Source organism: Peribacillus sp. N1 (genome assembly GCF_054600815.1).
In genome coordinates this window covers 20,629-32,964 of sequence record NZ_BAAHZO010000003.1, presented here as the reverse complement: position 1 = coordinate 32,964, position 12,336 = coordinate 20,629, and the positions used below count along the sequence as shown (strand labels likewise).

The window sequence follows — 12,336 nt, the reverse complement described above, 5'->3', positions numbered from 1 at the left end:
GTGTGGGCAGGGTATCAGAGTAGCATCCTGATAATGCTCTGGTAAGGAGGGTTGATTAAACATGTTTGGTCTCTCTGATATCATTAAATTTCTATTTTCCTTTTTTTTGATCATGCCGATCGTTACGCTGATACATTTGAGCGGGCATATTTTCTTTGTTACGATCTTTGGGGGATCAGAAAAGAAAATCTTGATCGGTTGTGGTAATAAACTTTTTGCCTTTCGGAACATAGAGGTGAGGAAATATTATTTTTGGAATGGGACTTGCGAGTTCAAGGGATTGAAACATGATAATCGATTGACGAATACGCTTATATATTTAGGCGGATCTATTTTTAATTTGGTCAGCATGCTGATCATATATAGCTTAGTGTATCAGAATATCCTGGACAGCTCGGTAATCTGGTATCAATTTATCTATTTTTCTTTCTATATTATGTTTTTCTCCTTGTTTCCGATGTATTTCGCGGACGGATCGCCTAGTGACGGGAAGGCTGCGGAATTGGCCTTGAGGAACAAGCTGGAAGATAGGGTGACGGATGATATATTTGTGAAAAAAATGGATGATGATGATAGCTGCAAGTAAAAAGGGGACGTGCTGGTGGCCGTTCTTTTTTTTGTGACCTTTCCTTAGTACGTAATTACTGAAAAAAGGCATCTGTATACATCCTAAAAGGTTGTATCAGATGCCTGATGATTTAATGGTTAAAATGGATATTCACGATATTGCGTTTGAAGGGAAATCCATTTCGTAACAGTGAATTCTTCGACAATCCATGGGCTTCCGAATCTGCCTAAACCACTCATTTTGTTCCCGCCGAATGGTATGTTCGTTCCATCATTAACGGTTTGATCATTGATGTGTGTCATTCCGCTGTCGATTTGCAACCCCAAGCGTTCGCCCTTATCCAGATCAGAAGTGAAGATAGCCGAGCTTAAACCATAAATGGTGTCATTGGCGATATCAATGGCTTCTTCATCTGTTTCTGTTTGAATGATGGACACGACAGGGGAAAACATTTCTGTTTGTGCAATTTTATCCGAGTTCTGTACATCCCGGAAAATAGTTGGTGTCAGTACATTGCCAATGCGTTCTCCCTCAAGTGCTACATTGACCCCAGCAGCTTTAGTTTCCTCGATGATTTGTTGTACCTTTTCTAATTGACGCTCGTTCACAAGTGGTCCAATGATTGTTTTAGGATCTAATTGGTCACCAAATGGAAGAGCTTTTGCACGTTCAACGAATTTTGCAGTAAATTCTTCGTAAAGGTCTTTATGCACGATTATGCGGTTAATGCACATACAAATCTGTCCTTGGTGAATGTACTTCCCAAAAATTGCAGCATCAACGGCACGGTCCACATCTGCATCAGATAATACAATGAAAGGATTATTACCGCCGAGCTCCAGCGCAACTCGTTTTAGGTTTTTCCCTGCAATGGCCCCGATGTGCTGTCCTACAGGAGTAGAACCTGTGAAGCTGATTAATTTGGGGATCGGGTTTGTCAGCATGCCATCACCGATTTCTTCCAGGTCAGTTAGGATCATATTAAAGACGCCTTTTGGAAGACCGGCATATTCAAATGCTGCAGCAATGATGATTCCTCCAGCAAATCCAACTTGAACGTCCGGTTTGTGAACGACTGCATTTCCTAATGCAATGGCTGGTGCGATGGTTCTCATTGACAAGTTCATCGGAAAGTTAAACGGAGATATTGAAGAAATAACTCCTAGTGGCAGTCGATGTATATGATTGACTTTATGATCTATAGCTGACGGAACCTCATGCATTTGATATATTTCATCCACCATGTTAGTAGATTCTTCGACTATTTCCATAGTAAGCTGAAATTCAACATTTGCTTTAATAAGCGATCCACCCGTTTCACGGGAAATCATTTCAACGATTTCATTCCGGTTTTCCTGTAGGAATTCACCAACTTTAAGCAGGACCTGACGACGTTTTTCAGCTGATGTTTTTGCCCAACCTTTTTGAGCATTTTTTGCTATTTCAAATGATTCTTCGAGCTGTTTTGATGTAGCCAAGCTCACATTTGAAATCACGGCATTATTGTATGGGTTTAAAATATTATATCTGCGTTGACTTGAGCCTTCCATCCATTCCCCATTGATGAAGCTTTTGTTTAGATCCTTGAATTTCTCCATTTTGAACACCCCTTTATATTGTAAACAAATATATTTTACTGCTGTTTGTATCATATTTAAAATATCTATATAATTAAGTTTATATACGCTTTACATATATATTAGAGGTGCCAAAATGGATATTAGACAATTACGATATTTTCTTATTCTTGCAGAAGAAGGCCAGGTTTCCCGTGCAGCAAAAAAATTGAATATGTCACAGCCGCCATTAAGCCAGCAGCTCCGCCTTATGGAAGAAGAATTAGGGACTACTTTACTTGAGCGAAAAAGGAATGGTAAAAGTATGGAATTGACCGAAGCTGGGAGGGTACTTTACGAGAAGGCTAAGAATATGCTGCAATATTTCGAGGACTCCTTGCTCGAAGTGAAGGAAACGGGTGAGGGAATTAAAGGTACCCTTTCAGTAGGTTCCGTACTTGCCTATATGTCTTATTTACCTGATAAAATTAATGATTTTAAGAAAAAATATCCTTCCGTTTCCTTTAAAATATTCGCAGGAGATCCATATGAAATAAGTAATTATTTGGAGAATCAGGATATTGAACTTGCTATTGTTCATTTACCTGTCGAGATGAAGGGTCTTTCCATTTTGAACATAGGACAAGTGCCGAATGTTTTTGTTGTACCTGAGGATTGGGACAGTTTCACTTCAAAGAGTAGGGTTCATTTAAAGGATATTGAAAATATCCCATTGCTTTTAGTGCATAGGGAAAAAGGACAAGGGATTTACGAAGAAATTATCGAGGAATTTAAAAAGCGGGAAATACAGCCAAATATTTTATGCGAATGCCATGATGTAAATGTTCTGCTCTCTCTGGTTTCAGCTGGAGTTGGGGCGAGTATTGTTCCGAAATCAGCTGTTTCACCTCATATTATAAAAGGAGTGAAAGTGTTGGATATTATCGATTCTTCAATTCAATCGAATATAGCTTTGGTTTTTAGACAAGATCGTTATCTTTCCAAAACGGCAAAACATTTTATTGAGCTGTTTTGAAGAAAAGCTAGGCCTGCCTAATGCCTAGCTTTTACGTTACATTTAAAGATGAATCATTCCCACACTTCTTTTGCTACATCAACGACGAATTTCAGCTTTTCCCATTGCTGTTCTTCGGTTAGCTTGTTGCCGTGATGGGTGGAGGCGAAGCCGCATTGAGGGCTTAAGCATAATTGTTCGAGAGCAACGAAGTGCGAGGCTTCTTTAATGCGTGCCTTAACAGCTTCCTTGTCTTCGATTTCCCCATTTTTTGAAGTGACGACCCCCAGTACAACCTGTGCACCGCCATTTGGAATGTATTCCAATGGTTTGAAATCCCCTGAGCGTTGATCATCATATTCCAAGAAGAATCCATCCACTTTTTCTTTTGCCAATAAAGTTGGAGCGATACGGGCATAGCTTCCTTCAAACGCCCAAGTCGACTGATAGTTTCCGCGACATAGGTGGGTAGTGACGACAAGGTCTTCTGGTTTGCCTTCCAATGCTCCATTAATGACACGAAGTGCAAGATCAATTAACTGTTCCCTCGTATATTTTCCATCTTTGAACTGGAAATCTGGAGCTGAAAGTCTGGCAATATATACATCATCCAATTGAAGATAACGCACACCTGCTTCATAAAAGGCTTTCAAAGCATGCTGATACGCCTTGATGATATCATTTGCATAATCTTCAATATCAGGGTAGATGTCTTCATTATGAATACCTGCAGCAAATAACTGATTCGGACTGGGAATCGTTTGCTTAGCAACGGCACGACCGTTCACGATTTTGTTCAATTCAATGAAATCACTAATGAAGGGATGTTCAGGATTGAATGAAACCTTCCCGGTATTGCGAACGTTATATCTCTCTGTTTCCACACCATCGAATGTGAGACCTTTTTCAGTCACATATCCCTCGATGCCATTTAAATGTTCGAGGAAGTCAAAGTGCCACCATGTTCGTCTGAACTCGCCGTCCGTAACAGCCTCTAATCCAACTTCAATTTGTTTATCGACAATCCGTTTGATTTCTTCGGTTTCAATTTCACGAAGGCGCTCTGCTGAAAGGGTACCCTCCCTAAATTGCTTTCTGGCAATATGTAAACGTTCCGGTCTTAATAAACTTCCGACGTGATCGGCCCTGAATGGTGCTTTCGTTAATGTGATTGACATGTTGCATTCCTTCTTTCCTTTTAAAAATAAAAAACCTCTTCTTAAAAAATAAGAAGAGGTTTTGGCAACAAAGCTATATACTCTTCTTATCTTCAAGTTTTTACACTTCTGGAATTAGCACAGTACATGAATAGTCTGTTGCTGAGGCATCAAAGGGCCAGTCCCTCCACCTCTCTGGATAAGAGTTGTCTATTAAATTAACTATGACTATACAGGTAGTTTTTATAAAGGTCAAGCGCTGGAGGTTGAATATTTAGAATATACCGTTTATTACTCGGTTCCTGGCATGATCATTTTCTGTATTCGGCTTTTTATACCACTTTTTAGATCAGGTTTAGACGTGGTTTTTTAAAATAACGATTAGTAGGGAAGACTGAAAAAAACAAATAAAATAATTAAACCTACTTGATTAATGAGTATTTATGTTTTATTGTTAAATTGCATAAAGAAAAGAGAATAAAATTGGATTATCCAATTGGTCAACCAAAGGATACTGAATTGTTGTTCATTACAACATTTCTGTGTCCTTTTTTGTTCGGAAAAAATTGTGATAATACAGGCATAAGCAGTGCCTAGGAGAAGATTCATTGGAGAGTGGAAACATGAAAACAACAAATATGAAATCATGCTGTACTGTATTAAAAAGACGGAATTTTCTTTCAATTGAAACTGACCTTGATTCGATCCCGACAAACAAAAACGATTTCTATAATATGTCTTTGATACAAGCAGGTGAATTTTTACTAGGATCAAGTGATGAAGATAGTTCAAGAGAAGATGGTGAATATCCACCACGAACAGTAAAGATTGAGTCCTTTTACATGGACCGATACGCCGTAACAAATGAACAATTCTATTGTTTTATAAAGGATACCGGTTATGTAACAGATGCGGAGAAATATGGATGGTCTTTTGTTTTTAACTTGTTTGTCAACAAACGAATGGAACGGGATATGGTGGGGGCAGCCGAAAAAACACCTTGGTGGATAGCTGTTCGAAATGCTTGCTGGAAGCATCCGGAAGGGACGGATTCCTCAATCGTGAATCGCTTTCACCATCCGGTCGTCCATGTGTCATGGAATGATGCCAAAGCGTTTTGTAGATGGGCTGGAAAAAGACTTCCGACAGAAGCGGAATGGGAATATGCTGCTGCCAGTGGAGTGGTAAATCGTAAATATCCTTGGGGGGATGAGTTGCACCAAGGGGGAAAGCATCACTGTAATATTTGGCAAGGCAATTTTCCAAACGAAAATTTGGGAGAAGACGGATTTTTAGGAACGGCTCCTGTTGATACATTTGAACCGAATGATTTTGGCCTTTATAACATGTCGGGGAATGTGTGGGAATGGTGCGAGGATACATTTTCAATTCAACATGGAAGTGAAGTCCTCGATCCCGATCCTTTTGCAAAACTGATAAAAGGCGGATCCTATCTATGCCATCGATCATATTGTAATCGTTATAGGATTTCAGCCCGTACTTATAATATGATTGACAGCTCTACAGGGCATATGGGTTTTAGATGTGTTGCCAACTTAAAAAAATAAGTGCCATAGGGGATATGAACATGAAAAATTTGAGGTCTTTATTGGTTGTTATTTCGATGTTAAACATTTTATTTATCGCTGGATGTTCCTCATCTCCTTCAGAAGATGCTGGTGCACCTAACAGTGACGTTATAAGGATGGCTATTGATACTGCAGCAGGTGGTTCACTTCAATTCAGGGCGGCAGAGATACAGGGATACTTCTCAAATTACGGCGTAGAAGCAAAGCTTACCAATTTTGCCATGGGAATTGACACGGTTAATGCTGTATTAACAGAACAAGCTGATACTGGAATAGCTGCAGATTACGCCTTGTTAAACTCGTTAGGTAAAGGGGATATGGTGATTTTAGGAACACTTACAAGAGGGAAAGAGGATTCCTCCAAGGAAACCCAGCTACTTGTTAAAGGGGATATTGAATCGGCAAGTGATTTAAAAGGGAAAAAGTTAGGAGTTTCAAAAGGAACTGTCTATGAATATGTGTGGGCTAAATACTTAGAAGCTAATAAAATCAATGAAAAAGATATCACATATGTTCCATACAGTACGCCTGACGAAGCGATTATTGGAATGAAAAAAGGCGATATTGATGCTGTTTGGGTTAGTGGTGCACTTACAGATACATTTAAGGAAATTGATGAAGTAAATCAACTTGATAATTTGGTTGGTGCAGGAGTGACGATTGATAGCTACCTTCTTGCAAAAAGATCATTTGTTGAAAAAAATCCAAAATCTCTTGAACATGCATTGAAAGCCTTATCTGAAGGAGTTGACTATGTGGATGGCCATAAAGGGGAAACTGCAAAACTGGCATTCGAACAGCTGAAAATACCAGAAGAAGATGCACTTAAGGATCTAGAAAGAACAAATTATGTTTTAGGATTTACAAAGGAAGATGCCGTTCACCTCGAGGATATGAGAGTATGGCTTGAAGAAAAAGGAATATTACAAGATTCGTATGAATTGAAAGAAAAATTAGCTCTTGAGCCATTAAAAAAAGCATTGCCTGAATCCGTCACTTACTAGAAAAATGCAGCCATATCTGTCGTTGATATTCTCGTTTATGACATGGTTCAGGATGTGCTGCATCAAAGTTTTTTCTGTCAATTAAAAGGAGTGAAGTGATATGAGTACAGTAATTGACGAAGTAATGAAGTCACCTATTGCGATTTCAATTTCCGATTTATCGAAATCCTTCAATGAAAATAGTCATTACGTCCTTGAGAATATAGATTTGACGATAAAAAGCGGTGAGTTCTTTATCTTACTTGGGCCAAGCGGATGCGGAAAGTCCACTTTATTGAGCATGATTGCTGGATTCATTGAAAAAACTTCCGGGAAACTTATCGTGGACCGAGAGGAGGTAAACAATACCGGAAGCAATCGAGGTGTTGTTTTCCAACAAGCAGATGCAGCTCTATTTCCATGGCTGACTGTTAAGGAAAATGTCGAATTCGGATTGAAAATGAAGAAAACACCTAAATCGAATCGTGAAGAGAAATCTTCTTATTTCATTGAACTTGTTGGCTTAAAGGGTCATGAAGGGAAGTTCCCTAAAGAGCTTTCTGGAGGGATGAAACAGCGCGTGCAATTAGCAAGGGTATTAGCTAATGATCCTGACATCTTATTAATGGATGAACCTTTCGGGGCACTCGATGCAATGACCCGAAGAACGATGCAAAAAGAATTGATTCGAATTTGGAAAGAAACAAATAAAACGGTCATCTTTGTAACACATGATATTCAGGAAGCATTATTACTAGGTAATCGCATTGGTGTCATGTCTGTTGGTCCATCCTCCCGAATTACGGATATATATGATATTCCCTTGCCATATCCAAGAATGTTCACCGATAAAGAATTCAATCTTTTTTATCAAAACATTCAAGCACATTTTGATTGATAGGAGATAAAAACATGAGTGTATTGGGACAGGAAATCATAAAAAAAGAGGCATCTCAACCTTGGAAAAAGAAGAAGGTTCCTGCCTTCTTTAAGAAATTAGTGAAAAGTGGAATGAGCGCCTGGGCTATCGTTCTTTTGATTTGGAGCATGGCTGCAAGCTTCTCTGACCCTCAATTTTTACCGAGTCCCCTAGCCGTTTGGCAAGGTGCCATCGATCTTAGTAAGGATGGTTCCCTGTTTTTATATATGTGGGTAAGTTTTTTAAGGGTCATTACAGGTTGGACGTTAGGTAATATCGTGGCAATCCCGATTGGGTTATTAGTAGGGCGCGTTCAGGTTATCCGAGCACTATTTGACCCCATAATCAATTTTGTTCGCTTTATCCCCCCCCTGGCATTTATTACGTTATTCATGCTTTGGTTTGGAATTGGTGAGCAATCGAAAATCTTTCTGATTATGTATGCAACTTTCTTTATTGTCGTAATCAATACAATGACTGGTGTATTGGCGATAGAAGAAGATAAACTTCGTTCAGCGAGAAGTATGGGGGCATCGGAATTACAAATCATGTTCCATGTCATTATACCTGCGTCCCTCCCATATATCTTCACTGGAGCAAAATTGGCGATGGGATCCTCATTTATGGCCATTGTTGGTGCAGAGATGGTTGCGGCAAATGAAGGAATCGGGTACATGATCTGGAATGCACGATTGTACTTTAAAACGGATTGGATTTTCGTTGGTCTAGTCATACTTGGCTTGATGGGATTCATTATGGACCGAGTGTTTACCCAATTTGGAAAAATCGTATTGAAGAGATATGACGTTGTAAAAAAATAAGGGATGAGGTATGAAAATGAGTACGTATCAAGATGAAACATTTCTAGGTAAAATAGCTAAAACAGTAGAAGAATCGACTCCATGGTGGCCTGATACTTCAAAGACCTCAGATAAGAAACCAAACGTTGTGGTCATTCTCTTGGATGATCTTGGATTTTCGCAATTAGGATGCTATGGGTCTTCTATTTCAACACCCAATATTGATCGTTTGGCTTCCGAAGGGCTTGTCTATAACAACTTTCATACAACCGCGATTTGCTCTCCGACCAGGGCGGCCTTATTAACAGGAAGGAATCCCCATTCTGCAGGTGTATCCTTTGTAGCTGAATATGATAGCGGCTTTCCGCACAGCCGTGGGAAGGTTAGAAAAGATAGTGCCTTACTAAGTGAAGTGCTTGTGGAAAACGGTTATAACACATTTGCCGTGGGGAAATGGCATCTAACTCCCGGAAAAGAGCATACGAATACGGGCCCCTTCGATAACTGGCCGCTCGGACGGGGATTCGAAAGATTTTATGGTTTTTTACCAGGAGCTACGAATCAATGGAACCCGGATTTAGTGGAAGACAACCATCGGATCCGCCAACCCAAAAAGGCAGAGGATGGATACCATATTACAGAGGATTTAACGGAGAAAGCAATCTCGTATATTAAAGATCAAACATCTGAAACTCCAAATAAACCATTCTTCACTTATTTGGCATATGGGGCACCTCATGCACCACACCATGCGCCTAAAGAATTTATCGATCATTATAAAGGTAAATTCGATGAGGGGTGGGATGCGATTCGTGAGCAATGGTTCGAACGTCAAAAAGAGTTGGGTATTGTCCCTGAAAATGCAATATTACCAGAACGGAATCACGATGTTAAAGCATGGGATGCGCTGTCTGCAGATGAGAGGAAACTGTATGCACGTCTTCAAGAAGCATTTGCCGGCTTTTTGGAACATACTGATTATCACATCGGTCGCTTCGTTTCATTTCTGAAAGAAATCAATCGCTTGGATGACACTATATTCATTTTGCTTTCCGATAATGGTGCATGTGCTATGGGTGGAGAGGAAGGTACTGTTAATTCCTGGCATGGTGCAACGGAAACGTTAGAATCCAAACTGACCCGTCTGGACGAAATCGGCGGACCGATGGCGAATAATCATTATCCGAAAGGTTGGGCTTTTGCGGGCAACACGCCTCTTAAATGGTATAAATCATATGTCCATGAAGGCGGGATAAGAGATCCTCTAATTATCAGATATCCACGGAAAATCAAACATCCCGGAACGATTCGTACACAATATCATCATGTAACGGATATCGTCCCTACCATTTTAGAGTTACTGGAAATAGATATGCCTGAACAGGTCAAAGGAGTCAAACAGCAGCCTGTTCATGGAACAAGCATGCTTTACACATTAGATAGTGAAGAAAGAACCCATAAGGAAACCCAATATTACGAAATGATAGGGAATCGTGGGATTTGGCATAATGGCTGGAAAGCCGTTGCCGCCCATACTCCTAATGGTGACTTTGAGAATGACAAGTGGGAATTATATCATTCAGACGAAGACTTCACGGAATTGAACAATTTAGCTTCGATTTATCCCCAGAAGCTTAAAGAGCTAATTGACCTATGGTGGAAAGAAGCAAAAAAATATGGTGTGCTGCCTTTAGATGGCCGCTCATTAGATAAGAAACTTGAAGGCATGATCAAGCTGAAACCTCAATCTTCTGAGCCTGCTTTCAAAGTGTTTTATCCATCAAGTGTCCCTTTTCGGGGTTCGGTTGCACCGGATTTAAGAAACAAAAACTTTGAAATCACAGCAGAAGTACTTATGGATTCAGGAACGGAAGGCGTCATTTTTGCACACGGTGAAAATAGCGGAGGGATCAGCATCTTCATTAAGGAAGGGAAACTGCATTTTTATTTTAACCATAAAAATGTTAAAAAGTATCTCGTTCGTTCTGAGGGAAGTCTGGAAGCAGGATATCAACAACTTAAGGTCGAACATGAAATATTGAAAAGCAATCAAGGAGAAATCCGCTTATATTCAAATGATATACTTATTGGAAAGGGAATTATTGGAGATATTGATTCCATTGGATTCTTTGATGGGCTACTTCATATTGGACATAATGAATCAAGCTATATTACCCCTCATTATAAAGAGCCATTTTCACTAGTTGATCGACTCAAAAAGGTGAGTATCCATACCGAAAAATATCAAAGAAACCTAAAGGAAATCATAAAAAAAGAATTAGCGATCGAATAACCTATAGGGAAAAGAGCCGGCCATTCATTTTGAGTGACTGGCTCTTTGTTTTGTTAAATTCGTCAACCTGTTATGAATAAGTATTGGCAACCTCTCCGTTTGGTAAAAATTTATTATATGATCAGGAAGATGAATGTTAACTGCATCGGGAAACCCGGCATATGCTATAACCGACGTTTTATATGCATGGCAGGAGGGGAATGCAAGGATGAGTCCATTCAAAAGTGGCATACCGATAACGGTAACTGAAGCCATGGTAGAGAGAATCATAAAAATGAAATCATCTGGTCTGGATATTAAAGTCGAGATTACGCCGAAGCATATTGTGCTTTCCGGAACGATGGAAGTGAAAAAAATGATGTTTAAGAAAAACGTAGCTTTCCGGATTACATTAAAACCGGTTCATGTGGAAAAAAGAACGATTTCATTTGAATTAGTGGAAATGGAACCAGTTGACAGGAATTTCATCAACCAAAGGATATTTAACAGACCGCCATTTTTTGAATTTGAAAAAAGAAAGATCAAAATGAATGTTAATGCTTGGAATATCGTGAGAAAAATTCCGGTTGGCACAATTAAATCGTATGAACTTGTCGAAGGTGCATTGAAAATGAAACTTTCTTTATGAGTTAAGGGATATTTTACATACAACCTTATCCGCAAACTATAAAGGGAGTGAAGGGTATGTTAGTGTTATGGTGAGATTGGTCATGAAAAAAATGTGATTGATAAATCAAGCTCTTTAAAATATACTAAATAACTTGAAGTTTTGAGTTTTTCTGGGAATGAGGAGGATAATGATGGATCAAAAGATTTTGCCTGCTTCAGCAAACATGAAGGATTTTGAAAGATTTCTAGAAAGTTCCTATGAAATAGGTGTGTTTCTTGATTTGCATATATCACAATTGAAAAATGTAAGTATGATGGCAAAACAACATAATAAGAAAATGATTTATCATGTCGATTTGATCCATGGCATAAGAAGTGATGAGTACGCGACAGAATTCATTTGTCAGGAATATAACCCCTATGGGCTGATTTCGACTAAATCAAGCGTTATATTGAAGGCGAAGCAAAAGGGGGTCATTGCCATCCAGCGAATCTTTTTAATAGACTCACATGCGCTTGAGAAAAGTTATAAGCTGGTGCAGAAAACCAAGCCGGATTATATCGAAGTATTGCCGGGCGCCATGCCATGGATGATAAAAGAAGTGAAGGAACGATTGCAGACACCGATTTTTGCAGGTGGCCTCATACGTACTTCGGATGAAGTCCTGAATGCCCTTGATGCCGGCGCCTCGTCAATCACCACTTCAAAAACTGAATTATGGGATATCGTCTAATAGGGAAAAATTGAAAAAATTACAGAAAAATAGATTAATTTTTCACAAAATATTGACAGCGTTTTCATAACCTAGTATATTTTACAGTACAAGTTAATATATGTGACGGAGAC

General features: G+C 39.3%; 11 protein-coding genes and 1 riboswitch. Of the genes, 9 read left to right on the top strand and 2 right to left on the bottom strand.

The window, feature by feature from the left end:
- Positions 1–61 precede the first annotated feature (61 nt).
- A complete protein-coding gene (locus tag ACYP5M_RS13025) occupies positions 62–586 on the top strand; it encodes a hypothetical protein (protein ID WP_191930761.1) in 525 nt (174 codons plus the stop codon).
- 119 nt (positions 587–705) lie between these two features.
- Here ACYP5M_RS13025 and ACYP5M_RS13020 read toward each other — a convergent pair whose 3' ends face one another.
- On the bottom strand, positions 706–2,166 hold the full coding sequence (locus tag ACYP5M_RS13020; RefSeq protein ID WP_459735146.1) for an aldehyde dehydrogenase family protein: 1,461 nt from the start codon (positions 2,164–2,166) through the stop codon (positions 706–708).
- Between the two features lie 115 nt (positions 2,167–2,281).
- Between ACYP5M_RS13020 and ACYP5M_RS13015 the strand changes: the two genes are divergently transcribed.
- Entirely contained in the window at positions 2,282–3,160 is an 879-nt protein-coding gene (locus ACYP5M_RS13015) for a LysR family transcriptional regulator (RefSeq protein ID WP_459735145.1), read from the top strand.
- A gap of 53 nt (positions 3,161–3,213) precedes the next feature.
- Here ACYP5M_RS13015 and ACYP5M_RS13010 read toward each other — a convergent pair whose 3' ends face one another.
- Positions 3,214–4,317: a 5-methyltetrahydropteroyltriglutamate--homocysteine S-methyltransferase gene (locus tag ACYP5M_RS13010; RefSeq protein WP_434167997.1), complete on the bottom strand. Its 1,104-nt coding sequence runs from the start codon at positions 4,315–4,317 to the stop codon at positions 3,214–3,216.
- A gap of 83 nt (positions 4,318–4,400) precedes the next feature.
- Positions 4,401–4,502, bottom strand: a riboswitch (SAM riboswitch).
- Between the two features lie 417 nt (positions 4,503–4,919).
- Between ACYP5M_RS13010 and ACYP5M_RS13005 the strand changes: the two genes are divergently transcribed.
- The 7 genes from ACYP5M_RS13005 to ACYP5M_RS12975 all read left to right on the top strand — a co-directional run bounded on the left by ACYP5M_RS13005 (position 4,920) and on the right by ACYP5M_RS12975 (position 12,223).
- The gene (locus tag ACYP5M_RS13005) at positions 4,920–5,864 is read left to right on the top strand and encodes a formylglycine-generating enzyme family protein (protein ID WP_434167996.1); all 945 of its coding nucleotides are present in this window, start codon (positions 4,920–4,922) and stop codon (positions 5,862–5,864) included.
- Between the two features lie 20 nt (positions 5,865–5,884).
- Complete coding sequence (locus ACYP5M_RS13000) at positions 5,885–6,889, top strand: ABC transporter substrate-binding protein (protein ID WP_459735144.1); 1,005 nt, start codon at positions 5,885–5,887, stop codon at positions 6,887–6,889.
- Between the two features lie 100 nt (positions 6,890–6,989).
- Positions 6,990–7,766 carry an ABC transporter ATP-binding protein gene (locus tag ACYP5M_RS12995; RefSeq protein WP_452444637.1) on the top strand — a complete coding sequence of 259 codons (777 nt, stop codon included), beginning with the start codon at positions 6,990–6,992 and terminating at the stop codon, positions 7,764–7,766.
- A 14-nt stretch (positions 7,767–7,780) separates the two neighbouring features.
- Entirely contained in the window at positions 7,781–8,608 is an 828-nt protein-coding gene (locus tag ACYP5M_RS12990) for an ABC transporter permease (protein ID WP_452444636.1), read from the top strand.
- A 16-nt stretch (positions 8,609–8,624) separates the two neighbouring features.
- The gene (locus tag ACYP5M_RS12985) at positions 8,625–10,880 is read left to right on the top strand and encodes an arylsulfatase (protein WP_434167992.1); all 2,256 of its coding nucleotides are present in this window, start codon (positions 8,625–8,627) and stop codon (positions 10,878–10,880) included.
- Positions 10,881–11,088: 208 nt separating this feature from the next.
- Entirely contained in the window at positions 11,089–11,508 is a 420-nt protein-coding gene (locus ACYP5M_RS12980; RefSeq protein ID WP_459735143.1) for a hypothetical protein, read from the top strand.
- A 172-nt stretch (positions 11,509–11,680) separates the two neighbouring features.
- Complete coding sequence (locus ACYP5M_RS12975) at positions 11,681–12,223, top strand: glycerol-3-phosphate responsive antiterminator (protein ID WP_452444634.1); 543 nt, start codon at positions 11,681–11,683, stop codon at positions 12,221–12,223.
- Positions 12,224–12,336: the final 113 nt, after the last annotated feature.